At 60.5% G+C, this 24,466-nt stretch carries 19 protein-coding genes; 9 read left to right on the top strand and 10 right to left on the bottom strand.

Annotation, left to right across the window (positions count from 1 at the left end; translation table 11 throughout):
- The first annotated feature begins 37 nt into the window (after positions 1 to 37).
- Entirely contained in the window at positions 38 to 1,084 is a 1,047-nt protein-coding gene (locus ACNY69_RS09850; protein ID WP_111140481.1) for an oxidoreductase, read from the top strand.
- Positions 1,085 to 1,149: 65 nt separating this feature from the next.
- Here ACNY69_RS09850 and add read toward each other — a convergent pair whose 3' ends face one another.
- The 3 genes from add to manA all read right to left on the bottom strand — a co-directional run bounded on the left by add (position 1,150) and on the right by manA (position 5,143).
- Positions 1,150 to 2,145, bottom strand: coding sequence for an adenosine deaminase (add, locus tag ACNY69_RS09845; RefSeq protein ID WP_111140480.1), 996 nt, complete (start codon positions 2,143 to 2,145; stop codon positions 1,150 to 1,152).
- Between the two features lie 190 nt (positions 2,146 to 2,335).
- Positions 2,336 to 3,835, bottom strand: coding sequence for a YdgA family protein (locus tag ACNY69_RS09840; protein ID WP_367395470.1), 1,500 nt, complete (start codon positions 3,833 to 3,835; stop codon positions 2,336 to 2,338).
- A gap of 132 nt (positions 3,836 to 3,967) precedes the next feature.
- Entirely contained in the window at positions 3,968 to 5,143 is a 1,176-nt protein-coding gene (gene manA, locus ACNY69_RS09835; RefSeq protein WP_418798158.1) for a mannose-6-phosphate isomerase, read from the bottom strand.
- A 191-nt stretch (positions 5,144 to 5,334) separates the two neighbouring features.
- Here manA and fumC point away from each other — a divergent pair, with 191 nt between their 5' ends.
- Positions 5,335 to 6,732: a class II fumarate hydratase gene (gene fumC / locus ACNY69_RS09830; RefSeq protein WP_111140477.1), complete on the top strand. Its 1,398-nt coding sequence runs from the start codon at positions 5,335 to 5,337 to the stop codon at positions 6,730 to 6,732.
- A 35-nt stretch (positions 6,733 to 6,767) separates the two neighbouring features.
- Here the strand turns inward: fumC and tus are convergent, their stop codons facing one another.
- The gene (tus, locus tag ACNY69_RS09825; protein WP_418798156.1) at positions 6,768 to 7,697 is read right to left on the bottom strand and encodes a DNA replication terminus site-binding protein; all 930 of its coding nucleotides are present in this window, start codon (positions 7,695 to 7,697) and stop codon (positions 6,768 to 6,770) included.
- A gap of 198 nt (positions 7,698 to 7,895) precedes the next feature.
- Here tus and ACNY69_RS09820 point away from each other — a divergent pair, with 198 nt between their 5' ends.
- The 4 genes from ACNY69_RS09820 to ACNY69_RS09805 all read left to right on the top strand — a co-directional run bounded on the left by ACNY69_RS09820 (position 7,896) and on the right by ACNY69_RS09805 (position 10,563).
- Positions 7,896 to 9,080: an MFS transporter gene (locus tag ACNY69_RS09820; RefSeq protein WP_293769950.1), complete on the top strand. Its 1,185-nt coding sequence runs from the start codon at positions 7,896 to 7,898 to the stop codon at positions 9,078 to 9,080.
- A 207-nt stretch (positions 9,081 to 9,287) separates the two neighbouring features.
- Positions 9,288 to 9,782 carry an RrF2 family transcriptional regulator gene (locus ACNY69_RS09815; protein WP_418798154.1) on the top strand — a complete coding sequence of 165 codons (495 nt, stop codon included), beginning with the start codon at positions 9,288 to 9,290 and terminating at the stop codon, positions 9,780 to 9,782.
- A 150-nt stretch (positions 9,783 to 9,932) separates the two neighbouring features.
- Positions 9,933 to 10,115: a type II toxin-antitoxin system HicA family toxin gene (locus ACNY69_RS09810; protein ID WP_111140473.1), complete on the top strand. Its 183-nt coding sequence runs from the start codon at positions 9,933 to 9,935 to the stop codon at positions 10,113 to 10,115.
- Positions 10,116 to 10,137: 22 nt separating this feature from the next.
- A complete protein-coding gene (locus ACNY69_RS09805; RefSeq protein WP_111140472.1) occupies positions 10,138 to 10,563 on the top strand; it encodes a type II toxin-antitoxin system HicB family antitoxin in 426 nt (141 codons plus the stop codon).
- 88 nt (positions 10,564 to 10,651) lie between these two features.
- Here ACNY69_RS09805 and oqxB read toward each other — a convergent pair whose 3' ends face one another.
- Both oqxB and ACNY69_RS09795 read right to left on the bottom strand, forming a co-directional pair.
- A complete protein-coding gene (gene oqxB / locus ACNY69_RS09800) occupies positions 10,652 to 13,804 on the bottom strand; it encodes a multidrug efflux RND transporter permease subunit OqxB (RefSeq protein ID WP_418798151.1) in 3,153 nt (1,050 codons plus the stop codon).
- Positions 13,805 to 13,816: 12 nt separating this feature from the next.
- On the bottom strand, positions 13,817 to 14,971 hold the full coding sequence (locus ACNY69_RS09795; RefSeq protein WP_293769957.1) for an efflux RND transporter periplasmic adaptor subunit: 1,155 nt from the start codon (positions 14,969 to 14,971) through the stop codon (positions 13,817 to 13,819).
- A 305-nt stretch (positions 14,972 to 15,276) separates the two neighbouring features.
- On the opposite strand from ACNY69_RS09795, the gene ACNY69_RS09790 reads away from it, so the two are divergent.
- The 3 genes from ACNY69_RS09790 to ACNY69_RS09780 all read left to right on the top strand — a co-directional run bounded on the left by ACNY69_RS09790 (position 15,277) and on the right by ACNY69_RS09780 (position 16,405).
- Positions 15,277 to 15,618: a helix-turn-helix domain-containing protein gene (locus tag ACNY69_RS09790; protein ID WP_009090299.1), complete on the top strand. Its 342-nt coding sequence runs from the start codon at positions 15,277 to 15,279 to the stop codon at positions 15,616 to 15,618.
- An 86-nt stretch (positions 15,619 to 15,704) separates the two neighbouring features.
- Positions 15,705 to 16,139 carry a ribonuclease domain-containing protein gene (locus tag ACNY69_RS09785; protein WP_111142028.1) on the top strand — a complete coding sequence of 145 codons (435 nt, stop codon included), beginning with the start codon at positions 15,705 to 15,707 and terminating at the stop codon, positions 16,137 to 16,139.
- Between the two features lie 2 nt (positions 16,140 to 16,141).
- A complete protein-coding gene (locus tag ACNY69_RS09780; protein WP_418798148.1) occupies positions 16,142 to 16,405 on the top strand; it encodes a barstar family protein in 264 nt (87 codons plus the stop codon).
- Here the strand turns inward: ACNY69_RS09780 and ACNY69_RS09775 are convergent.
- The 4 genes from ACNY69_RS09775 to ACNY69_RS09760 form a co-directional block, all read right to left on the bottom strand.
- Positions 16,402 to 18,768, bottom strand: coding sequence for a virulence factor SrfC family protein (locus ACNY69_RS09775; RefSeq protein ID WP_418798145.1), 2,367 nt, complete (start codon positions 18,766 to 18,768; stop codon positions 16,402 to 16,404). The two genes, ACNY69_RS09780 and ACNY69_RS09775, sit on opposite strands and share 4 nt — an antisense overlap.
- Positions 18,765 to 21,728 (bottom strand): virulence factor SrfB, encoded by a 2,964-nt coding sequence (locus tag ACNY69_RS09770; protein ID WP_418798143.1) that lies wholly within the window; start codon positions 21,726 to 21,728, stop codon positions 18,765 to 18,767. Before ACNY69_RS09770 ends, ACNY69_RS09775 begins: the two co-directional genes overlap by 4 nt.
- A 2-nt stretch (positions 21,729 to 21,730) precedes the next feature.
- Positions 21,731 to 23,098: an SrfA family protein gene (locus tag ACNY69_RS09765; protein ID WP_111142024.1), complete on the bottom strand. Its 1,368-nt coding sequence runs from the start codon at positions 23,096 to 23,098 to the stop codon at positions 21,731 to 21,733.
- A gap of 171 nt (positions 23,099 to 23,269) precedes the next feature.
- On the bottom strand, positions 23,270 to 24,439 hold the full coding sequence (locus ACNY69_RS09760) for a benzoate/H(+) symporter BenE family transporter (protein ID WP_418798140.1): 1,170 nt from the start codon (positions 24,437 to 24,439) through the stop codon (positions 23,270 to 23,272).
- Positions 24,440 to 24,466: the final 27 nt, after the last annotated feature.

Genomic DNA, 24,466 nt, shown 5'->3' with positions numbered 1-24,466 from the left:
ATTTCACCAGATGGGCCTGGCTCTGAGAGGAAGCAAAATGAGCGATAAATTACGTGTTGGTCTGATCGGCTACGGTTTTGCCAGTAAAACGTTTCATGCCCCGCTGATTGCGGGAACGCCGGACGTGGAGCTGGCCGCGATTTCCAGTAGCGACGCCAGCAAAGTCCACGCCGACTGGCCTGGCGTTCAGGTGGTGGCCGATCCCCAGGCGCTGCTGGATGACCCGACGCTGCAGCTGATTGTGATTCCTACCCCCAATGATACGCACTTCCCGCTGGCTAAAGCGGCACTGAATGCCGGGAAGCATGTGGTTGTCGATAAGCCGTTCACCGTGACGTTGTCACAGGCTCGCGAGCTGGATGCGCTGGCAAAAGCGAATGGGCTGCTGCTTTCCGTGTTTCATAACCGCCGCTGGGACAGCGACTTCCTGACCCTGAAATCGCTGCTGGAGGCGGGTACGCTGGGCGAGGTGCGCTATTTTGAGTCGCACTTTGACCGCTTCCGTCCGGAGGTCCGCAATCGCTGGCGTGAGATGAAGGGCGCGGGCAGTGGCATCTGGTATGACCTGGGGCCGCATCTGCTGGACCAGGCGCTGCAGCTGTTTGGCCCGCCGGTTGCCATCAATGTCGATCTGGCCGAGATGCGGCCGGGCGCGCAGACTACGGACTATTTCCACGCCACGCTGACCTATCCACAGCGCCGCGTGGTGCTGCATGCCAGTATGCTGGTGGCGGCGGAGTCTGCCCGCTATACGGTGCACGGCACGCGCGGCAGCTACATCAAATATGGGCTGGACCCGCAGGAAGATCGCCTGAAGTCGGGTGACTTCCCGCCGCAGGCGGACTGGGGCTACGACATGCGCGATGGCACCCTGACGCTGGTTGAGGGCGATGACCTGAAAGAAACCACGCAGCTGACGCAGCCAGGTAACTATCCGGCTTACTATGCGGCGGTGCGGGAGGCGATCGCCGGACGGGGCAACAACCCGGTTACGGCGGAAGAGGCGATTCAGGTGATGGAGCTGATCGAACTGGGTCTGCAATCCGCCGGGAAGCGCCAGACGATGTCGCTGAAGCGCGTCTGATCGTCGGGAAAAGACAGAAAGCAGAACGGGCCGGCTATCCGGCCCGTTTTTTTTGCGCGCGGGGATTACCGGACGCGGGCGCGAATCGCCGCTTTCTCTGCTTCGCTGAGGAAGGCGATGGTCAGGCCATTTTCCTGCGCCTGCCGGATCTGCGCGGCGCTCAGGCCCGCCGCTGGCGCGGCGTGATGATACTCATGGGCCAGCTCAATGCCCTGAACCGCCGGATCGTCGGTGTTGATGGTCGCCAGAATGCCGTGCTCAAGGAAGCTCTTCAGCGGATGCTGCGCCAGCGACGGCACGGTGCTGGTCTGGATGTTGGAGGTCAGGCAGGATTCGATGCCAATGCGATGCTCCGCCAGGAAGTCCATCAGCGCCCGATCCTCAATCGCTTTGACGCCGTGACCGATACGTTCCGCACCCAGTTCACGAATCGCCTGCCAGATGCTCTCCGGGCCGGCGGCTTCGCCCGCATGCACGGTCACGCGGAAGCCCGCGTCGCGCGCCCGCGTGAAGTGGCTCAGGAATTCACTGCCGGGGAAGCCCAGCTCGTCACCCGCCAGATCGACTGCGGTAATGTGATCGCGATGCGCCAGTAATCCCTCCAGCTCGTTGAGGCAGGCCTCTTCACCGAAGGTACGGCTCATGATCCCGATCAGGCGCACGTCGATATCGTGCTGCTGACGACCGGCACGCACGCCGTCAATCACCGCTTCCACCACACCGGCGATCGGCAGATTGTGGGTCATCGCCATATAACCGGGGGAAAAACGGAGTTCAGCGTAGTGAATGCCAGCGCGGGCGGCATCTTCGACATTCTCACGCGCGATGCGGCGGCAGGCATCAAGATCGCCCAGCACTTTTACGCCCCAGTCGAGCTTCTGCAGAAAGCTCACGAGGTCAGGTTCGTTCTGGCCCACCTGAACGTGCGGACGCAGCGTTTCCAGCGTGGAAGCGGGCAGGTCAAGGTTAAACTGGCGGCCTAATTCAAGGATGGTCTGTGCACGGATGTTGCCATCAAGGTGGCGATGAATATCAGTCAGGGGAATTTCAGAATCGATCATGGTGCACTCGCTCAGTTGTCAGTGAAGTGCAGAGCATTATAAAAATATCATGCGCAACAGCGCCAGTTATTTGCGCAAACGGCGTCGCCGGATGCTGCATAATTACCCATAACCCGGATGAAATACCCGATCCGGCCGTTCCGGCGATAAAAAAGGCGGCCCGAAGGCCACCCTGATGCGATAAAACCTGTTACTGCGGCATTCCTTCGCTGGTCGGCATACCCAGCATGTAGCGGGACAAAAACTGCTCCAGCGTCATCTTGTCGCCATTCATATTGACCTGACCATTGGCGTACTGCAGGCTGGTGACGATGTTGTTATCCTGCTGCTGCGTCAGGCGGAACATCTGACCCATCGCCGCCAGACCTTTCACCTGCTGGTCGGCCAGTTTCTGTGCGTCGTCCGCCTGATAGCCCTCGGCCAGACCCACTTTATGCATGGTTTCGGTCGCCATCGGCATATTGATTGTCAGCTTGCTGTCCAGCGACTTCAGAACCCGATCCACCATGGCGCTCAGGCTCTGCGCTTCGCCGGTCACCAGTGAAGGATCGTTGAAGTTAGCGGTCAGGTTAAAGGTGCTTTCCCCTTTATCGTTCTTCCAGCTCAGCGGCGCAATGCTGAGTGAGGGCGAACCTTTCAGCAGCATCGGCAGGTTGTTCATCAGGATCTCATGCACGCCCGCCTGATAGCGGATCGGGTCGTCTGCCAGGCCTGGCTGATTCTGCAGCGCCTGCATCTGCGCGTTGTAGCGATCGGAGAAGGCTTTTACCGCCTGGGCGTCAAACTGTGACAGTTTCATCTTCAGCGCCGCCTGGCCAAAGTCCTGCTTCTGCAGCTGAACGCTTTCCACCTGATAGTCGATATTGCCGCCAATCTTACCCGCGCTGTTATCGAACGAGGAGGTGCCTTTCATGTTGTGCAGCGTCAGGGCGTCCTGACCATTGATGCTGGCATTGACCTTCTCAATATTCACCGATTGATCGCCAATCCGTACGCCTTCCGGGCTGAGATGGGTGTTACCGCTCAGCTTCAGACCGTTAAGAGTGAACAGCACCGGCTGGCCCATCTCATTTTTACTGGTCAGCGCCAGGCTATCGACATCGCTGTCGAGCGACACTTTGTCGCCTTTATTGTCCGCGCTGACGTTGAAGGTCCCGCCATTGGTCGCCAGGCGTTCGCCGCTTTGTGCGTTCTGATAATCGATGGGCAGGATGCGCAGCGCCGTATCGGTCGCACCGCTGTAACCAATGCGGGTATCCGCGTTGATCAGGGATTTATTTCCGGTCAGCTCAAACAGCTTCTTCACCGCATCGGTGTTGGCCAGTTCGGTATGGACCGAGGCCATGCTCGGGATAAGATTGAAATGCTTCAGCTGAGCAAACGGGAAGGGGCCGTGGTCGATGGTTTCATTCAGAATGAGGCTCTGGCCAGGCTTGAGCAGCGGATTATCTTCCGTCTGTGAGCTGGCCTGAATCACCAGATTCACTTTACTGCTGAACACGCCGCGCTGGTAATCCTGATAGCTGATCTTCAGTCGGCTGTTGGGGGCATAAGCATTGAGCTGCGCGTTGGCATTCTGGACCAGCTGATCCCTGTGGCTTTCAATCTGTTTGCCCGTGAACCATGCCGCGCCAGTCCAGATTACACCCAGTGCGATGATGACACCTACGGCAACATTGGTCTTTTTCATTGCTGATTCGTCCTTATCCTTGAGTCCGCTTACGCCGCAGGTTTGCCCTGACGACCGAAGAAAAACGCCCGCAGGCGCTGAAACGCTAATAGGTTGAAATAATAGCAGTTAACCGGCCCTTCGTCAGCCGGTTCACCCTAAGTCGTTAAAGACCCGTGCCAGACGGCCCGTTCCGGCCACCGACACCGGCGATTCACAGGCGGGAATAAAGCAGGACTCACCGGGCTTCAGCGACAGCTGCTCATGACCTCTGATAATCATCGCCTGCCCCTCAATGCAGAACAGCACGGCGGCGCTCTGCTGCGCCAGCGATTGGGGTGCGGCGCTGAGCGTGTGAATGGCAAAGGCAAAATCCTCTACCGGAACCGGATAGCGCAGAGCGTGGCTCTGTTGCGTCGGTGCAATCAGTAACTCGCTGGCGGGTTTCTCTGCGAACGTCAGGTTCGCCATCAGCTCATCGACATCAATATATTTCGGGGTTAACCCGGCCCGCAGCACGTTATCGGAGTTGGCCATCACCTCCAGCGCCACGCCTTTCAGATAGGCATGCGGCGTTTCCGCCCGGAGGAACATCGCCTCGCCCGGTTGCAGCGTCCTCACATTCAGTAATAGCGGTGAAAAAAGGCCACAGTCGTCCGGATAGTCTGCCGCGATGGCGCGGATAGTCCGCCACGGCTCACTCTGCTGCACACTCAGCACCGATTTCAGGACGCCCAGTGCCCGCGATTTCGCCTCACCCTCCAGCGAGAGCAGAGCAGGGAAGAGCACGGCCAGCGTCTTAAGATCGGGGTGTTGCAGAAAATGGGCAATCTGCGGATGCGCACCTGCGACCGGCTCCAGTAGCGACACCATCTCCGTCAGCGTCCGGAAACCGTTCATCGCCTGAAAAGGGGTCAGCGCGTAGAGCAGCTCCGGCTTATGGTTATCATCCTTATAGTTGCGCTCCGGGGCGCCGGGGGGGATCCCTGCCGCATTTTCACGGGCAAAGCCGGCCTCGGCTGCGGGTTTGCTGGGATGAACCTGAATGGAGAGAGGCCGATCGGCAGAGAGGATTTTGAAGAGAAAGGGCAGTTCACCAAAACGCCGGGCAACGCTTTCACCCAGCATGGCGACAGGATCGGCCGCGATGACCTCACGCAGCGACCGCTGACGACCCCGATCAAAGACGGTAGAAGGGCTTTTCGGGTGCGCCCCCATCCAGAGTTCCGCCATCGGCAGGCCCTGCGGGTTGGCAATGCCATAGAGCCGGGTTAACGCCGTCTGGCTGCCCCAGGCATAATTTTGCAGCGAGTTGTTCATTTTGTGCATCACGAACTCCCGGGTCACGAAAATTATGGTCGTTATTAAAGCAGAAACTGTCGTTAAAAATAGCGACCCGGTCCCAAACGGCGCTAAGCTCTGATAATGTTAAATTATTGTGTATTGCGATCCGGTGTACCCTGGACGATCGCCAGACCAGGTGCACATTCTTTTAAATACAAGGTGAAGGAGATGTATTCATGGCAGCCAACCGCATTGAGAAAGATTCAATGGGCCCCATCGACGTACCGGCAGACAAACTGTGGGGCGCGCAGACGCAGCGCTCACTGGAGCACTTCCGCATCTCAACCGAAAAAATGCCGACCGCGCTGGTGCATGCCCTGGCGCTGACCAAACGGGCGGCGGCCAGCGTCAACCGCGATCTGGGCCTGCTGCCCGCTGAGCGTGCCGATGCGATTGTCCGCGCGGCGGATGAGGTGCTGGCTGACCAGCATGCGGATGAATTTCCGCTGGCGGTCTGGCAGACCGGTTCCGGTACGCAGACCAACATGAATATGAATGAAGTGCTGGCTAACCGCGCCAGTGAACTGCTGGGCGGCGAGCGCGGCATGTCGCGGCTGGTTCATCCCAACGACGATGTGAACAAGAGCCAGAGCTCCAACGACGTCTTCCCGACTGCCATGCATGTGGCCGCCGTCATCGCCCTGCGCGAACAGCTGATCCCGCAGATTCAGGTGCTGAAACAGACCCTGAGCCAGAAGTCCGACGCCTTTAAAGATATCGTCAAGATTGGCCGTACCCATCTGCAGGATGCCACGCCGCTGACGCTGGGGCAGGAGATCTCCGGCTGGGTGGCGATGCTGGAGCATAACCTGAAGCATATTGAGCAGAGCATTCCGCACGTAGCGGAGCTGGCGCTGGGCGGCACCGCCGTTGGCACCGGCCTGAACACCCATCCGGAGTATGCGGTGCGGGTAGCGGCGGCGCTGGCCGATCTGACGAAGCAGCCGTTCGTCACGGCGCCGAACAAGTTCGAGGCGCTGGCGACCTGCGATGCGCTGGTCCACGCACATGGCGCGCTGAAAGGGCTGGCCGCCTCGCTGATGAAAATCGCTAACGACGTGCGCTGGCTCTCATCCGGCCCGCGCTGCGGCATCGGCGAAATTGCGATCCCGGAAAATGAACCGGGCAGCTCGATCATGCCAGGCAAGGTCAATCCGACCCAGTGTGAAGCGATGACCATGCTCTGCTGTCAGGTAATGGGAAATGATGTGGCGATCAACATGGGCGGCGCGTCCGGTAACTTCGAGCTTAACGTCTTCCGTCCTATGATCATCCATAACTTCCTGCAGTCGGTGCGCCTGCTGGCAGATGGCATGGACAGCTTCAACCATCACTGCGCGGTCGGCATTGAGCCGGTGCGCGAGCGCATCGATCAGCTGCTGAATGAGTCGCTGATGCTGGTGACGGCGCTGAATACCCATATTGGCTATGACAAAGCCGCAGAAATTGCCAAAAAGGCGCACAAAGAGGGGCTGACGCTGAAAGGCTCGGCGCTGAAGCTGGGCTACCTGACCGAAGAGGAGTTTGATGCCTGGGTCCGGCCGGAAGAGATGGTCGGCAGCATGAAGTCGTAAGCGAGGTCAGAGGCCAGCGGAGTCTGGCCTCTGCATTATATCGGGCAGTCCACCCACAGATGCAGTCTGGGGATCAGCAGATTCAGCGGTTCAGCGGCGGGCTTGTGACGATGGGTGATGTTATCCGCATCATAATTTAGTAACTCGCCGAGCACCGGCACCTGACTGCGGTCGCGGCAGATCACCAGAATGGGTGACGGGCACGCCAGCTGCGTCTGTTTTTGCTCATCGGCACTCCAGACGCGCGCTACCGGCTGGACTTTCACCGGACGTTTGATTTTGAGCCGTGCCGAGTCGGGCAGGGCGCGCACGCTGGCCAGCTCCTCCTGCACTTTTTCTGCCCACTGTTCGCGTGACCAGGGGGCCTGAGCGCGTCCCGCTTTCAGGCTTTTTTCCAGCTGGACGATCACCTCTTCGCGTTTAAGATTCTTGATAATGTGTTTATTCGCCCAGCCGAAGCGCAGGCTGTCCGGTGCGCTGAGCAGGGTGATGGTGCGGTAGGCGTTCAGCGTGATTAACCCGCGCAGATGCTGATGGACGAACTCAAAGCGCGCTTCACTCGGCAGGCCCGACTCCACCGTAATCAGCTGCTCCAGCCGCGCTTTCAGCTGATTAATGACCGTTACCAGCGCACCGATCTCCGCTTCCTGCGCCGCGTCGCACTCGATGCAGAGGGCGCCCGGCAAGCGCACGGCGGCCTTGGTGCTCAGCTGTTCAGACTGATGCTGCATAAACAGGCGGCAGTAGTGGTCCAGCGCCATCGTCAGCGCGCGCTCGCCGAGATGCTGTTCGACGGCAATCCGGGTAATTGCCTCATGTTCACGGCCTTTCACCACCGGCGGCAGGCTGAACACGCGGGCGATGAGCAGCGGCTGCGCTTCAATCTGCTGGCGCAGTTCGCCCAGCGCCAGTTCCAGGTCGTTGACACACTGATGCATATCAGCCACTAAGTCGTAGCGGGTCATGTGAACCTCCATAGTTACAACGTCCACAATGTGGCAGAAGGCTGCCGGCGATGCAAGCCCTTTATAGTTACAACATACTGTAGAGCTGGTCAGTAAAACGTGCGGCCTGCCTGGCGAGGCAGTTAAAGGCGATCGCGCATTCTGGCTTACCGCAGAACATGTTATAAAACGGTTCGCCTGCTAACCATGAGATTGCCTGTGAATCTGACGAACAAACCCGGCGTCGCCGCCATCATCACCCTGGGCTGGATACAGATCCTCTCCTGGGGCGGATCCTTCTATCTGATGGCGGTGATGGCGTCGCCAATCGCGGAGGAGACCGGCTGGTCACAGCAGTGGATTTATGGCGCGCTCTCCACCGGGATTCTGGTGTCGGGGCTGTTATCGCCGCTTGCAGGCAGGATTATCGCCTGCACCGGAGGCCGTATGATGCTGGCGCTGAGCGGGATAGTGATGGCGGTGGGGCTGGTCATCATGGCCTGCAGTCATGCGCTGCCGCAGTTTCTGTTTGCCTGGGTCGTGATTGGGGTCGGGATGGCGATGGGCCTCTATGACGCGCTGTTTGCCACACTCGGCACCTGCTACGGCGCGCAGGCGCGGTCCGCCATCACGGGGATCACGCTGATATCGGGTTTCTGCACCACGCTGGTCTGGCCGGGAACGGCCTTGCTCATTCACGGATTTGGCTGGCGGGGCGCATCGCTGATCATCGCAGGCATGATGGTCGTCTGCGTCCTGCCTGCAACTTTGTTTGCCTTACCGGCGAGCCACGCTCAGCGGCCGGTAAAACGGCGCAACACTGCGCCCGCCTCGGCTGAGCTTGCGCCGGTGCTCTTCTGGCTGCTGTGCGCCATTTTCACGCTGGCTTCGGTGATCATGACCGCGATCTCCGTGCAGCTCATCACCTTGCTGCAGGCGAGCGGCCATACGCTGACGTCGGCGCTGGCGATCAGCGCGGTGCTTGGTCCGTGCCAGGTCGCGTCCCGTCTCGTTGATATCGCCTTTAAACGCAGCCATCCCATCCGCACCACCTTCTTTTCTGTCGGACTGGTGGCGCTGGGGCTGCTGTTGCTGGCGGTGATGCCCCAGATGGCGCTGCTGAGCATGTTACTCTACGGCGCCGGGAATGGCCTGCGCGCCATCGTGCGCGGAACGTTACCGCTGGTGATGGTCAAACCAGAATCTTATGCCATCGTGATGGGTAAAATGGCCCGCCCGGCGCTGATGGGGCAGGCGCTGACGCCGCTGATCGGCGGATATGTCTTTGAAAAGATGGGCGCATCCGCCACGCTATGGTTGCTTTGCGCTTTAGCAATCATTAACGTGATGCTGGTGATGGCGCTGAAGAGGCGATTACCGGTGGCCCCGGTCCCGGCCGTTTAAGCGTTTTGCGCGCCCGCCAGGCATTAAAAGGGGGCGTGAGCAGGCTAAGCACCTTGTGCGGTCGGGCTTCTGCCTTTGGTGAATACGTGCCTTGTCAGCGTGGGTTTGCTTCAAAAAAGCAACTGTGTTTGTTATATTTATTGCTCATTGATTGTTCACTTATGCGGCAATAAAACAATAAGATGCACCGCAACTCAGGATAAAGAAATGCTTGATTACCGCTTCCCGACAGCTTTGCAAATGGTTCTGAGCGTAGCGATGGCGGAGCAGATGGGTAAACGCTCTACCAGCGCGATTCTGGCCTACGGGCTGGAAGCGAATCCCAGTTTCATACGAAAACTCATGGTCCCGCTGACCCGTGACGGCATCATCGTCTCGACGCTGGGCCGCACCGGTTCCATTCATCTGGGACGGCCTGCAGCGGAAATAACCCTGCGGGATATCTATGTCTCGGTGATTGAAGATAAAAAGATCTGGGCTGCGCGCCCCGATGTGGCGCCACGCTGTCTGGTCAGCGCCAACCTCTGCTGGTACTTCAAATCGATCGCCGACGAAGCCGAGCAGGCATCGCTGGACGTGCTGGCAAAACGCACCGTGGCCGACGCGCTGAACGAGCTGAAAAAGCGCGACACCAGCAACTGCACCGCCGTGCCGGAGCCTGAACTTGAAGAGAGTGAAGAGCTCTGCAAAAAAAGCCGCTGATGAGCGGCTTTTTTTATGGGCGTGGATTCATGCTGCACGCTGCCTTTGGACCCTTCCTGCTTGCTCTCCTGCTCTCAATAAAATGAAACATATATGTTGCCTTAAGCATCACTAGTGTTAATCTTGCTTTAGACAGAGCGAGGGAACGCGATGAAGTACAGTGAATTCAGGCGCTGGCTCATTCAGCAAGGCGCTATTCTGGTTAAGCACCGCAGTGGAAGCAGCCATTTCAAAGTCTTCTCAGGCGACAGGCAGTCTGTCTTTCCGGATCATGGCGCGAAAGAAATGCCGGAAGGGACGCGCAAGAAAATTCTAAAAGATCCGGGCCTGTAAGCCTGATCAGTGAGGTCACCCTATGTTTAACTATGCCGTCAGATTAACGCATGACCTGAAAACCGATAGCTGGGAGGTGTCATGTCGCGATTTACCCTTACTGCATTCAGTTGGCGACACCGTTGAGGAAGCGCTGGCCGAGGCAGCAGATGGACTGGTAGCCGCTATCTCTCTGGAAATGGATGCCCGTCGTCCCATCCCGTTAGCGAGTGATGCGCAGCAGGGGGAGTACATCGTTTCTGTGCCTGTCCTGGTAGCGATGAAAGCGGCACTGTATAACGCTATGATTGAAACCGGTACCCGCAAGGCAGATCTGGCACGCCAGCTGGGTGTAAATGGACCACAGGTTGATCGACTGCTTGACGTAGAGCACTCGTCAAAAGTTGAAAAAGTTGAACTGGCGCTGGCGCAGCTGGGCCGTAAAGCCCGGGTTGAGATTCTCATCTGATGAACCGCTTTCACGCGGGAGGGCGGTCAGGCGTGTCTCAGACAAAAAAAGGGCGATCCTGCGATCGCCTTTTTTAAACACTGACGGCTTACGCCGCAGCTGACTCCGCCTGTCGTGACCGGCGCGTCACCAGCTTGCGCAGCGCGACATAGAACACCGGCGTCAGGAACAGGCCGAAGAGCGTCACGCCGAGCATCCCGGAGAAGACCGTAATGCCGGTCACGCCACGTACTTCGGCACCCGCACCTTCACCCAGAATCAGCGGTACCGTGCCGGCGATAAAGGCGATGGAGGTCATCACGATGGGCCGCAGACGCAGGCGACACGCTTCCAGCGCCGCGTCCACAATCCCTTTGCCCTGCATCTCCAGCTCCCGCGCGAACTCGACGATCAGAATCGCGTTTTTACACGCCAGCCCCATCAGCACCACCAGTCCGACCTGCACGAAGACGTTGTTGTCCCCGCCGGTCAGCCAGACGCCAAACAGCGCAGAGAGCAGCGTCATCGGCACAATCAGGATCACCGCCAGCGGCAGCGTCCAGCTCTCATAGAGCGCAGCCAGCACCAGGAAGGCCAGCAGCACTGCCATCGGGAAGACGATCAGCGCCGTGTTGCCCTGGGTTGACTGCTGATAACTCAGGTCGGTCCACTCGATGTTCATGCCGTTGGGCAGGAGCTGACCGGACATCGCTTCCAGCTGGCTCATCGCCTGCGCGGAGGAGAGGATGCGCGGGTCGGCATCACCGATCAGGTCCGCCGCCGGGTAGCCGTTGTAGCGGATCACCGGATCGGGGCCGTAGGTGGTGGTGATGTTGACCATGCTGCCAATCGGCACCATCTCGCCGCGGTCATTGCGGGTTCGCAGGTTAGCGATATCCTCAACGCTGTCGCGGAACTCCCCATCCGCCTGCGCCATCACCCGCCAGGTGCGGCCAAAGCGGTTAAAGTCATTTACGTATGAGGAGCCGAGATAGGTCTGCAGCGTGCTGAACAGCGCGGTCAGCGACACGCCCTGCGCTTTGGCTTTATCCCGATCGACCTGAACATCCAGCTGCGGAACGTTGGCCTGATAAGAGGAGATAGGGAAGTGCATCCCCGGCGTCTGCATGATACTGCCCGACAGCGTATTGATCGCCGTCTGCAATGCGCCATAGCCCAGACCGGCCCGATCCTGCACATAGAGCGAATAGCCCGAGCCCTGACCCAGCCCCAGAATGGGCGGTGGCATAATGGAGAAGCCAAAGCCCTGCTGGATTTGCGCAATCTTTGCATTGATCTCCGCGTTAATCTCGGCCGCCGTATGTTTACGCTCGTTGAAGGGCTTCAGACCAAAGAAGACCGTGCCGCTGTTTGGCGTATTGGTAAACTGCAGCGCATTCAGACCGGGGAAGGCGACCGCATAGGCGACGCCGTCGGTCTGCATACCGATTTCGCTCATCTTGCGAATCACCTCATCGGTGCGCGCCAGCGAGGAGCCTTCCGGCATCTTCACGCCGCCAATCAGATAGAGCTTATCCTGCGTCGGAATAAAGCCGCCCGGCACGGTATGGAACATAAACCCGGCCCCGGCCAGCAGCAGCAGATAGACGGCGAACACCGCGCCGCGACGACGCAGCGTGCGGCCAACCAGCGATTCATACCCATGCGCACTGCGCTGGAAAAAGCGGTTAAACGGCCGGAACAGCCAGCCGAACAGCGCATCGATAATCCGCGTCAGGCGATCTTTCGGCGCGTCATGGCCTTTCAGCAGCATCGCCGCCAGCGCAGGCGAGAGCGTCAGCGAGTTAATCGCAGAAATCACGGTGGAGATCGCGATGGTGGTGGCGAACTGTTTATAGAACTGCCCGGTGACGCCCGACAGAAACGCCATCGGCACAAACACCGCGCAGAGCACCAGCGCAATGGCGATGATGGGGCCGGAAACTTCGCGCATTGCCTGATGCGCAGCGGCACGCGGTGACAGCCCCATCTCAATGTTACGTTCGACGTTCTCCACCACCACAATGGCGTCATCCACCACGATCCCGATGGCCAGCACCAGCCCAAACAGGCTCAGGGTATTAAGTGAGAAACCGAGCAGATAGAGCACGCTGAAGGTCCCGACCACCGACACCGGCACCGCCAGCAGCGGAATGATGGAGGCACGCCAGGTCTGCAGGAAAAGAATCACGACCAGCACCACCAGGATCACCGCTTCCAGCAGGGTCTGCACCACGGCCTTGATGGAGTCGCGCACAAACACCGTCGGATCGTAAGGTGCGGCCCATTTCACATCGCTGGGGAAGCGGGTCGCCAGCTCATCCATTTTGGCGCGCACCGCATTGGAGAGATCGATGGCATTCGCGCCGGGCGCCTGGAAGATACCAATGCCGACCGCATCTTTGTTGTTGAGCTGAGAGCGCAGGGCGTAACTGCCCGAACCCATCTCAATGCGCGCCACATCGCGCAGTCGCACCAGCGAACCATCGTCAGAGGTTTTCAGGATGATGTCGCCAAACTGCTGCTCGTTCTCCAGCCGTCCCTGAGTGTTGATCGACAGCAGAAAATCACTCTGTTTCTTCAGCGGTTCCGCACCCAGCTGACCGGCAGACACCTGCACGTTCTGTTCCTGCATCGCGGTAATCACGTCAGAGGCGGTCAGGCCGCGCGCCGCCACTTTATTGGGATCGAGCCAGACGCGCATTGCATACTCACCCGCGCCGAAAATCTGGATCTGGCCCACACCCGGCAGGCGCGCCAGCTCATCTTTGACCTTGAGCGTGGCGTAGTTACGCAGGTAGAGCGAATCGTAGGTATTGTCCGGTGAGAAGAGGTGAACGACCAGCGTCAGCGTCGGGGACATCTTCTGGGTCGTGATCCCCAGCCGGCGCACATCCTCCGGCAGGCGGGCTTCCGCCTGCGCAACACGGTTCTGCACCTGCACCTGGGCCTGATCGGGATCGGTGCCCGGACGGAAAGTCACCGTGGTGACCAGCACGCCATCCGAACCGGCGACAGACTTCATATACATCATGTTCCCGACGCCGTTGATTGCCTCTTCCAGTGGCGTCGCCACAGAATCTGCGATCACTTTCGGGTTCGCGCCGGGGTACTCGGCACGCACCTGCACGCTGGGCGGGACAACGTCAGGATACTCACTGATCGGCAGCAGCGGGATGGCGATCATCCCGGTGACGAAGATCAGAATCGACAGCACCGCGGCAAAAATGGGCCGATCGATAAAAAAGCGGGAAAAGTCCATAGCGGCCTCGGATTAGTGAGCGGCTGTCGCGCGCATGGCGACCTGCTGAGCGGTAACGGGCATGCCCGGCATGAAAACTTTCTGCAGACCGGCGACAATAACCCGGTCTCCGGCTTGCAGACCCGATTTCACGATGCGCAGACCCTCCACCATTGCGCCGGGCTGAATATCGCGCCGCTGCGCTTTGCCTTCGCCATCCACCACGTAGACATACCTGCGATCCTGATCGGTCAGGATCGCCTTGTCATCAACCAGCATCGCGTCGAACTGCGCGCTGCCGGGCAGTCGTACACGGGCAAACAGGCCAGGCGTAAACTGACGCTGCGGGTTGTCGAGCAGGGCGCGCATCCGGATAGTGCCGGTGCTGGCGGTCAGCTGGTTATCCAGGAAATCGACTTTCCCCTGATGCGGGAAGCCCTGATCGCTGGCCAGCGCGATCTCAACCGGCAGGGCCTGGCGCTGCTGGCCCTGACGCGCCATCGCCTGATAGTGCAGGAAGGTGTTCTCATCGACATCGAAATAGACATACATCTGCTGCTGCGACACCAGCGTGGTCAGGACACTGGCGCTGTCGCCTGCGGTTACCAGGTTACCGGGGGTGATCATCGCGCGGCTGGCGCGGCCATCGATAGGGGCGGTAACGCGGGTAAAGTCCAGGTTCAGCTGGGCCATATCGACCGCCGCCTCGGCGGCCAGCACATCCGCCTGCGCCTGACTGGCCGCCGCGCGCCGCTGTTCCCAGGCTTCGCGGGAGATCGCCTGGGTGCCGATCAGCTTCTCGCTGCGACCCGATTCGCTGCGGGCCAGATTTGCCTGGCTGCGCGCCCGGGCCAGTTCCGCTTTGGCCTGCTCCAGCGCCGCGCGGTAGCTCCGGTCGTCGATGGTAAACAGCACCTGACCTTTGCGAACCTCATCGCCTTCGCGATAGTTGACCGACTCAATGTAGCCGGAAACGCGCGGACGCAGCTGCACGCTCTGCACTGCCTCCACCCGGCCATTGAAGTTGTCCCACTGGCTGACCGGCTTAATCAGCACCGGTGCGGCGCTGACTTCAGGCGGGGGTGGCGGGGCGTTTTGCGCAACCCCCCTGTCGCAGCCGCTGAGCTGCGTGATGAGCAGTATCATCCCAAAGAGGGTCAAGCCCTGACGAACCCGGTTCGTAATCATTATTGTCATTCCGCGATAAATGGTAACAGGTGACCAGCTGGTCAATATTTGCAACTTTTAATATTGCAATTAATCGCGGTGAGTGTAGGCTGGCGTGACTGGCAACTGCAAGAATAAGAGATACACTTTATGTGCGGTTCGCGGCGGGGGCGATGAAAGCCTGAGCAGCGTGCGTTAAATCCCCATAAAAAGTGCGGCATTTAATGTACTAATAAAACTTGCATTAAATGGCATAGTCAGCCACCCTTAAGTGTAACTGCAACTGATACTAATACTTTTCGCCACGGCGAACAGGAGAGACTGGAATGATGAGTGACGCCTTTATTCACGATTTAATCGACTGGATTGATAACAACATCGAAGCACGTCTGGATCTGGATACCGTTTCAGAGCGCGCCGGTTACTCCAAGTGGCACCTGCAGCGCATGTTTAAAGAGCACACGGGCTATCCACTGGGTGAGTACATCCGCGTGAAAAAGCTGAAGAAATCAGCCGACCGCCTGACCAGCACCGACGAACCGATCCTGAACGTAGCGATCTCCCTGGGCTTCGACTCCCAGCAATCCTTTAATCGCAGCTTTAAACGTCAGTATGGTGTCGCACCCGGTGCATGGCGTCGACACAGCGGGGACTCGCACGCCGCATAACCTCGCCAGGGCCAGCCTGTCTGGCCCGCGCTTTTCTCTGCGTGTAAAACTGGTATCATCTGCATCCTGTCGTCACGGATGCCATTATGTCAAAAAAACTCTGGATTGGACTTTTCCTTGTCCTCGCGGTCTGTTTCTACGGCCTCAAACCCTGGCTGAATCGTGTTTCAGCACCCGCTCAGCCCGATATCGCTACCCTGACCGATGCCCGCACGGTCGCGCGCTGGGTACTGCAGCATCAGCATTTACCGGACTACTACCTGACGAAAAACGACGCGCGTAAGCGTGGCTGGAAGCCGGAGAAAGGCAACCTGTGTGACGTGTTGCCCGGCAAAGCCATCGGCGGCGATCGTTTTGCGAACCGTGAAAAACGGCTGCCCACGCGGGCCGGACGTCAGTGGTATGAGGCAGATGTGAACTATCGCTGTGGTCATCGCGATGCCGATCGGCTGGTCTACTCCTCCGATGGCCTGGTGTTTCTCTCGACCGACCACTACCGCAGTTTCAGACAGGTACCCTGATTATGCTCAGCCTGACCTTTGACCTGCGTCAGCTCACCACACGCGCCGCCTTTTATCAGCAGTTTGCTGAGCAGAGCGGCTGCCCGGAGACCTTTGGTCATAATCTGGATGCGCTGTGGGACTGGCTGACCGGCGGAATGGCGCTGCCTGCCACGCTGCGGCTTCACCACGCTGACGCGCAGCAGCCCGATTTAGCGCCGGTGCTGGCGCTGCTGGAGGAGGCGGCGCAGTCGCTGGAGGGCGAACTGCGCCTGATTATCGACTAGGCGCGCAGCGGCTTAAGCAGGGCAACCAGCGCGTCACGCGCCGTGCGCGGCAGGTCGCCGCCGCCGGTGTAGCCATTGTTCTCGATGATCACCTGATTCAGCCCGACCAGCCAGTCGTAAATGTAGTAGGCGGTGTGGTTGGCCGGGGCGGCTGAGAGGCGGGTCAGACGCTGACCGGCTCCGAAGCTGACGCTGGGCGCAGGCGGACGTGAGAAGATCACCTGACCACGATTCACCCGGCTGGCGGGCCGTTCGCTTTCCGGCCGCTGTAAAAAGCCGAGCCAGGCGACGAAATCACCCAGCACCGTCATCGCCCGCGTGACCTGACGGTCGGCACGGGATTCATGACTGACGCTCTGCGTGTCAGGCTCATGCAGCGCCTGCTGCAGTTTTTGCGCGATATCGGTGCGGAATCCGGCCGTGATCAGCTCCTCAACCAGCCACTCCATCGTCGCCTTATCCACGTTCAGCAACGCCAGCAGGCTGCGGTTCTCCGGCAGCTGACGCAGATGATCGAGCCACAGCAGCATCACCTGGCGCGGAAACTGCTGCGCGCCCGGCAGACTCTGACGCGGCTGAGCCGGCGCTTCGGCCGGGCTTTCGCTGAACAGGTCAAATTCAAACCCGATTCCGAACTGATTCTCTGGCGCCTGCAGATTGGCCGGTTTGCTGCCAGGCAGGGCCGACTGATTCAGCCATAGCTGACGCAGTGCCTCGCGGGGCGGCTGCAGGCGTTCCAGCAGCTCACCGTGCAGGCCGGTGCGGTGCTGTAAACATTTCAGCAGCGTGTCGGCAATGTTCTGTTTGCGGGCCGCCTGTTCCGGCGTGGCTTCCGCTTCGGTCCACGGCAGTAAGCGGCGCTCAACCACGGTATGCTGGATCTGTGCCAGCTGTGCCAGCAGCATCTCACGGCGGGCTTCCGGCTGCATCTCATCCAGTAACCAGCTCGCCATGCGGTCAACACCCGCGCGATCCAGCGCCAGCATCGATCCCCAGTGCTGACCGGGCTGTCCCATCTGACGCTGCACGGCTTCATCCACGTTAACCTGCTGATGACGGGCATCGAAAGGGGTGATGGCCCAGATCAGGCGCGGTTTCCCGGCGGACTCCTGCGCGGGCTGCTGACGCTGCCATTCACGCAGCGACTCGCTCACCATGCTGGCATCCTGACGCTGGCTGGCCGCGGTGCAGACCAGCAGCAGATCGATCGCCTGACGGGTGGCGTAGAAGCCGGGCAGCAGCGCGCGTTTCTGCTCCAGCAGCTGCGCCCGCAGCGGATCCTGCTGACGCAGGCGCTGCCGGTCGTCCAGCACGGTCGCGTCCGCGGGCTGGCCGGGCGCGGGCAGATCCAGCATGTCGGCATCATCGTAGAGCGCGGTGCGCGGCGTGGAGCAGAGCGGTGCCAGCACTTCCAGCGTCAGCAGAGCCAGCAGGCCCAGCGGCACATTCTGCGCCTTGCCGATGCGGTTGCCGTTCAGCGGGCAGACTTCCACCAGCTGCTGCGGATCCTGCTCACTGGCAGGCACGATCAGCTGCTCAGCCGGCAGCAGTGAGGCATCGGTGAGCAGGCTGAGAGGCGCGAGCAGACGGCTGCTGTTGCGCAGCTGATGACGCAGATGCAGCAGGCTGCGCAGCATCTCGCTCAGGGCCGGTTGTGCAGGCCAGAGCAGCGAAAAGAGCTGGACGCGATCGTCCACGCTCAGCCAGGGCGCCAGTTCAACCGCCTGCGGCCAGAAGTGGCGGTCAAGGCGGGCATCGTAGTGCGGACGGCGACGGCACCATGACCAGAGCGTCACCAGCGCATCGCCCTCCAGACCCGCCAGCGGCGTCGCCAGACGATGGCGCTGCAGGCGCTGCAGCGCGCTGTCAATCTGCGCAGTGTCGGGCGCGTTCTCACCGGCACAGGCGACCATCAGCCGAACGATCTCCGCCTCATTCAGCAGCGCCAGTTCAACCGGCCACTCGCCGGAGAGCGGCTCGCGCTGATGGCTGAAGCGGGTCGCGGTCGCAAAATCCAAATTGCCGGGATTGATATGCTGAAACCAGCTCAGCTGCTTGTCGCCCATACGGGTCATCAGCTGGCCCTGAGCATCAGCCACCATCTCATTCAGCAGCCAGGCTTTCCCGGCCTGCGACTGACCAAACAGCGCCAGCGTTACCGGACGGGCCACCTGCTGCGCCAGCGCCTGGGTCTGCACACGCGCCTGACGCAGTTGCAGCGTCAGGGTTTCCGCTTCCAGCGCCAGACGCGGCGACTGCTCACGGCTCTCTTCAATCCAGGTCAGGCTCTGATTCAGGGCATCCTGCAGCAGGTTAAGGCGTTTTGCCAGCGTCTGCGGCTGGCGGGGTTTCAGGGCTTTCATCGTTTACATACGCTCCCGCTGTCAATCCAGTATTGCGCATTGGCATTGCCGGTGGCCGACAGGGTATTCAGCTTCAGACTTAACTGCTCCAGCGGCACGCGGGTGCCATCATCCAGACGCGCATCGCTCAGCACCAGGTTTTCCGGGCCGGTCGCGCCAGGGCCAGCTTTCACCGCCAGACGGATACGCAGCACGCTCTCCCCGGCCACTTTACGCGCCAGGGCGGCGTCGTTCAGCGTCAGGCTGTAGAGCGGCGAAGCGGGCCAGCGGTCGTTATCGAGCTGGCGGAAGCCCAGGCAGACGTTGCCGCGGATACGGAAACTGCTTTTTTTATCCAGCGCATAGCCCGGATCGTCGAGGTCAATTTCGCTGTAGCAGAGATTCTCATCGCTCAGCGCCTGGTTTTCGTCGAGCATGCCCAGGTAGCGGATCGTCGAATAGGGCTCAAAGTCGCCCGCGCGGAACCAGAAGCTGCTGAGGCGCAGATCCAGCGCCAGCAGGCAGAGCATCGCGCCCACCGCTGCGGTCGATTTCGGGTTATCGATGCGGCCATGTTTGTTAAACGGATACCAGTCGCTGGTGTGATAGCCCTCCAGCGACAGAATACGGCTGCCAGGCAGCGGCTGCAGATGACGCACCAGCGCCTGAATGCCGGGGAAGCGCGACGGCCGCCCGGTCAGCAGCAGCACGTCACACTGATAGAGTGAAACCACTTCACACATTGAGCGCAGGGCCGGAATGATCGCCATGCGGTGCTGCATAAATTCGCCGTGCAGCTGCGACAGGCTGACTACCAGCGGCACCTGCAGCAGGTCGAAGCGGCTGTGACCGCCCAGCTCGCGCTGGATCTCGCCGTTGACAAAGGCGAGGACCGCGTCGCCCGGCGCCTGTCCGACCAGCTCGCCAAACAGCGCGTTGATTTCGGCGTGGCTCTCCAGCGGGTCCCAGTTCTCGTAGCGCTCCAGCACAGCCTGCGCCAGCGGAATAAAGAGCTGTAACGTCACCTGCTGGCGCAGCGTAGCCTGACCATCCATACGGCTGTCGTGACCAAAAAGTTTGTTCATCAGCGGATCGGTCAGGGTCAGGCCCGCTTTCTGCAGATGCTGCTGCAGCGCCGGGAGGATCCACAGCTGAATCACATCCAGCAGGATATCGTCGCCCGCTACCTTAAATCCTTCACGGAACAGCAGTCGCGGCGTGATTTTTACGTTGTTGCCCTGACCATCATCCAGACGATACTGGGTAATTGCCAGATCGGTGGTGCCGCCGCCGATATCGATCGAAGCGATGCGCAGGCTTTTGCCTGGCAGTTCGTCCGCCTCGCGCGGGCGATCCGGGCGTGCCATGCTGCTGAAAAAGTCTTCGGCGCGACCGGCAAAATTGACCTGGGTTTCGTTAAACAGCCAGACCATCTGGCCGCAGGTTGCCTCATCCCACTCCATCTGTACATCCGGCAGCGGTTTCGGGCTCTGACGCGGCAGTGCCGGGGCCAGCTCGTCCTCTTCGGTCAGCCAGCCTTCGGCTTTCCAGACCAGCGCCAGCGCCTCCTGCATTCTGCGGCGGAAGATTTCGCGCTCCGGTTTCGGCATCGCCGAAGGCAGCGTCAGGATGACATGGCGCAGCTGACGCGGCGCGTGGCTCTGCGGCATCCGCTGACGCTGAGCAGCACTGTTCATCTGCATCAGCGCCTGCGCCAGCAGTTCGCACAGCATAAAAGTCATCAGTGAGCTGCGGCTGTAGTGGGGTGAAAAGACCGGCAGGCGCTCGTCCGGCGACAGCGTCGAAAGCGGCTGGCCTTCGTCGTTGAGCAGAGTAGTAAAAGGTGCGGCATAGGCCAGCGGCTCACTGTGTTCGCCCGGCGTATTAAAGCGCCAGCCTGGCTGATAGCGCGCCTCATCCCAGAGATAGCGGCGCGGGCTGGAGAGGCCGGTGCTGCCTTCCAGGCCCACGCGATGCAGCGCCAGACGGCTTGCTTCACGTCCGACGCGGGTCAGAGAGGGCCACATAAATGCCTGCTCGCGCCCGCTCTCCAGCGAGAAGTTCGCCTTGCCAAAGCGGGCTTCAGCAAACTCCAGACGGCTGTCGAACAGCTCGTTGTAAACCTGATGCGGCTGGGAGAGATCGCGCAGTTGCAGTTCATAGGTCTGCTTCAGCCCGTTGCTCTCTTCGGGATGATCTTCTACCAGGATGCCGCAGGTATGGGAGTTACCGACATCGAGAATGATGTCGACGTTGACGGCCGGGGTCTGCAGCGTGGCGGCCTGAATGTAGATTTCGCTGAGGTCGAGCTGTTCGCCCAGCAACTCCAGCAGGTTCAGATAGTGTGCCTGATATTCAAACTCGCGAAGCGCCTGATTGATTGCCTGTTCACGGCGGTCGGAGACGCGATCGGTAAAGGTTTCCCGCAGCCAGCCGTCAACCCAGGTGAGATCGAGAAAGTCACCCAGTTCGTAGTTGTGCCAGGCGAGCGCAAAGGTCACGCCATTCTGCGCGTCGGCGGGAGTCAGACCGAGCTGTTCACCGCCATCCTGCTCCGCGACACAGCGGGTATCGAACGCCAGGCTGACGCGATGGGTGTTGCCTGCCGCATCAGGCGTGGGCAGGGCGACCAGACGCATCCGCGCCCAGTTTTCAGGGCCGCCGATGAAACGGCGTCCGCTGGCACAGCGCAGCATGGGCAGCGGCAGCCAGCAGGCGGACAGGAGAGTGAGCGAGTCGGCCAGCGCGATATCGGACTCCGGGCGCACCACTTCTGCTGCACCACCATCCTCCGGGTAAAGCATGAACTTACCGCTGTTGCCGTCAACATGCAGGCGCAGCAGCGGGCCATTGGCTGTCTGGCGCACAAACTGACGGCGCGCCGGGGTGGCGGAGAGTTGCAGGCCGAAATCCAGAAACTGTACGCCGCTGTTTTCAATCAGCGTAATTTTTTGTTTGTCATCGATCAGGGGAGCCAGCATCGTTATTTACTCTCACGCTTAATCGTCATCGGGAAGATCCGGTCTTCTGCATACTGCGCTTCACACACTGCGGCACCGATACTCGCGTGGCAGACCAGCAGCGGCATACGGTAGCGCGAACTGTTCTGGCACTTCGCCGTGTAGCGGCTTTCGATCACCAGATTGCCGGCGCTGGTCATGGCCGCGCTGACATCCGCTTTGCAGCTGGTATTGCCCTGGGTCACCTGCACGCTGCCTTTGCCATTTTTAAACTGGAAACGCATCACTGGCGGTTTACCGGTTGGCGTCGGCATCTGGTCGATCGTGACGCGCCAGCGTCCATCAATGACCTGCACCTGACCTTCGCGCACCGCATCCGGTGTGACGACCAGATCATCAGGCCGGGCCGGAACCGCAGGCGTGACCACACTGGCAAGGGTAGCAGATGAGGCGGCCGGTGCGGCTTCAGCCGCTGTGACGCTGGCCGGTTTCTGCGGCAGCGTTTCGGGAAGTTTCTCCGCAGCGGCCATCACGGCAGGCGGGGCGACAGCGGGCGTGGAGGCGACCGGTGCTGGCGCAGAAGCCGGTGCTGACGCAGAAGCCGGAGTCGCCGTGGGTTTCGCACTGACTGTCGCACTGTCAGCCGGCGTTTCGGACGCGGGACGATGCAGCAGCACCGCTACCGTGACGGCGGCCGCAATCGCCACCGGTGGCAGCAGATACCAGATACGGAAACGGCGGCGGGCCGGAGCGGGTACGTTCTGCACCGGTTCAGGGGTCAGCACCACCGGCTGCGGTTCCGCCACTTCTTCAGGTGCCGGTTCCGCTATCAGGACGGGTTCAGCGACCACGGGCGCGGCAGGCAGCTCAGGCAGCGGCTCAACCAGCGCGACCGGCAGATTCTCCTCCAGCGTGTCGCGCAGGCAGGCCAGCGCATCATCGCGGCTGCGTGCCTGGGCATCGACAAAGCCCCAGAAGGTGATAACCGGTTTGCCATCCACCAGATAGACATATTGCTGATCGGGAAACTGCAGGGTTTTGCTCAGCAGCGCACCAAACAGCCGCATGGAGGGGTTCTCTGCCGCGCGCGCGCGCGTGCTGAGATCCTGCATATCCTGCTGGCAGGCGGTGAGCTGTTGCAGGGCTGCCCGACGTTCATGATCGCTCGCGCCCAGCCAGGATTTCACCCGGCCGCTGAAAGGGGCGTACCAGTCGAGGCGGTCGCCCCGTTCATTGGCCTGCGGGATCGCCAGGCAATCTGCCAGTGCGCTCTGACGGCGCAGACGCAGCGTTTCACGAATTTGCAGTGCTGAGGCGTAGACCGGCTGGCCGTTTTCACCTAGCGCCAGAACAGCATCCAGTTTACCGCTGCGCAGAAAAGTTTTTGCCACCTGTTGGGCCCTTATCGGTCGTTGTCTGAGGCAGAAAATCGCGTGTTATCGACGATTAAATTGATTTTACGCCGGGCAATGACAAATCAAACGGCAGAAAAGGGGCTAAATCCACTGTTTTTTTCACGGGCTGGCGTAAAAATAATCGAAATTTCAGTCACAATGCGATCTTCAGCCCGTTTTGCGCACCAGCAGCAGGTGAGCGAGAGCGCCTCCCGTCAGCCCCCAGAAAGCGGGTCCGATGCCCAGCAGCGACACGCCCGACGCGGTGATCAGAAAGGTGATCAGCGCGCTGTCGCGCTCGGCTGGCTGTTCCAGCGCCCGCTGCAGGCTGCCGCCCAGGGTAGCCAGCAGAGCCAGACCGGCGAGTGCCTCGATCAGCACCGCAGGCAGGGCGCTGAACAGCACGGCGATCAGCGCGCCTGACGCCCCGGCCAGCAGATAAAACGCTCCGGCCAGTGCTGCCGCCCGCCAGCGTTTCTGTGGGTCGGGGTCCACTTCCTCGCTCATGCAGATGGCGGCGGTGATCGCAGCGACACAGACTGAAAACCCGCCAAACGGCGACAGCAGCAGCGCAGTGAGCCCGGTCCGGGTCATCAGGGCAGAGACAGGCGGACGATAGCCGTGCGCCTGCAGGGTCGCAATGCCGGGGGCATTCTGCGACGCCATCGTCACCAGAAAATAGGGCAGAGCCGTGCCCAGCAGCAGGGGGAGCGTAAAGTGCGGCATGATCGGCTCCGGCAGCGCCAGCCTGACCGCGTGCGGCGGAAAGTGGATGGCCTGTTGCGCCAGGGCGACCACAATGCCTGCCAGCAGCGTCACCAGGATGGCGTAGCGGGCCAGCCAGCGGCGGGCCAGCAGCCAGGCCAGGCACATGCTGCCGCATAAGAGGAAGTTGCTCTGTAGGTCGGCAAAGGTCTGCAGCCCGAAGCGCAGCAGGATACCTGCCAGCATCGCCGCCGCCAGCGAGGCGGGGATATGGTTCATCAGACGGGCGAAGAGGCCGGTTACGCCGCAGAAGACGATTAGCAGGTTGGCGAAGACAAAGACCCCGACCGCCTCATTCAGCGTAACGCCGTGAAAACTGGTCGCCAGCAGTGCGGCTCCTGGCGTTGACCAGGCGGCGATCACCGGCATGCGGTAGCGCAGCGACAGACCCAGAGAGACGATCCCCTGCGCGAGTCCGAGCACTGACAGCCAGCCGCCGATCTGCGCGGCTGTAGCCCCTGCCGCCTGAAACATCTGATAGATAATTGCGCCGCTACTGCTGTAGCCGACAAGCACCGCAACAAAGCCGGAAACCAGCATCGGCAGGGTAAAAGGGGCCTGATCCGTTCTCATACATGCCCTCTCAGCAGGTTGTACGCT

Origin of the sequence: Pantoea graminicola (genome assembly GCF_048452665.1) — a bacterium.
Lineage (GTDB): Bacteria > Pseudomonadota > Gammaproteobacteria > Enterobacterales > Enterobacteriaceae > Pantoea.
This window is presented reverse-complemented; position numbering and strand designations above follow the sequence as displayed.

Coding starts and splice junctions, on each gene's coding strand:
- ACNY69_RS09850 (WP_111140481.1), top strand. CDS start 38: ATGAGCGATAAATTACGTGTTGGTCTGATCGGCTACGGTTTTGCCAGT.
- add (WP_111140480.1), bottom strand. CDS start 2,145: ATGATCGATTCTGAAATTCCCCTGACTGATATTCATCGCCACCTTGAT.
- ACNY69_RS09840 (WP_367395470.1), bottom strand. CDS start 3,835: ATGAAAAAGACCAATGTTGCCGTAGGTGTCATCATCGCACTGGGTGTA.
- manA (WP_418798158.1), bottom strand. CDS start 5,143: ATGCACAAAATGAACAACTCGCTGCAAAATTATGCCTGGGGCAGCCAG.
- fumC (WP_111140477.1), top strand. CDS start 5,335: ATGGCAGCCAACCGCATTGAGAAAGATTCAATGGGCCCCATCGACGTA.
- tus (WP_418798156.1), bottom strand. CDS start 7,697: ATGACCCGCTACGACTTAGTGGCTGATATGCATCAGTGTGTCAACGAC.
- ACNY69_RS09815 (WP_418798154.1), top strand. CDS start 9,288: ATGCTTGATTACCGCTTCCCGACAGCTTTGCAAATGGTTCTGAGCGTA.
- ACNY69_RS09810 (WP_111140473.1), top strand. CDS start 9,933: ATGAAGTACAGTGAATTCAGGCGCTGGCTCATTCAGCAAGGCGCTATT.
- ACNY69_RS09805 (WP_111140472.1), top strand. CDS start 10,138: ATGTTTAACTATGCCGTCAGATTAACGCATGACCTGAAAACCGATAGC.
- oqxB (WP_418798151.1), bottom strand. CDS start 13,804: ATGGACTTTTCCCGCTTTTTTATCGATCGGCCCATTTTTGCCGCGGTG.
- ACNY69_RS09795 (WP_293769957.1), bottom strand. CDS start 14,971: ATGATTACGAACCGGGTTCGTCAGGGCTTGACCCTCTTTGGGATGATA.
- ACNY69_RS09790 (WP_009090299.1), top strand. CDS start 15,277: ATGATGAGTGACGCCTTTATTCACGATTTAATCGACTGGATTGATAAC.
- ACNY69_RS09785 (WP_111142028.1), top strand. CDS start 15,705: ATGTCAAAAAAACTCTGGATTGGACTTTTCCTTGTCCTCGCGGTCTGT.
- ACNY69_RS09780 (WP_418798148.1), top strand. CDS start 16,142: ATGCTCAGCCTGACCTTTGACCTGCGTCAGCTCACCACACGCGCCGCC.
- ACNY69_RS09775 (WP_418798145.1), bottom strand. CDS start 18,768: ATGAAAGCCCTGAAACCCCGCCAGCCGCAGACGCTGGCAAAACGCCTT.
- ACNY69_RS09770 (WP_418798143.1), bottom strand. CDS start 21,728: ATGCTGGCTCCCCTGATCGATGACAAACAAAAAATTACGCTGATTGAA.
- ACNY69_RS09760 (WP_418798140.1), bottom strand. CDS start 24,439: ATGAGAACGGATCAGGCCCCTTTTACCCTGCCGATGCTGGTTTCCGGC.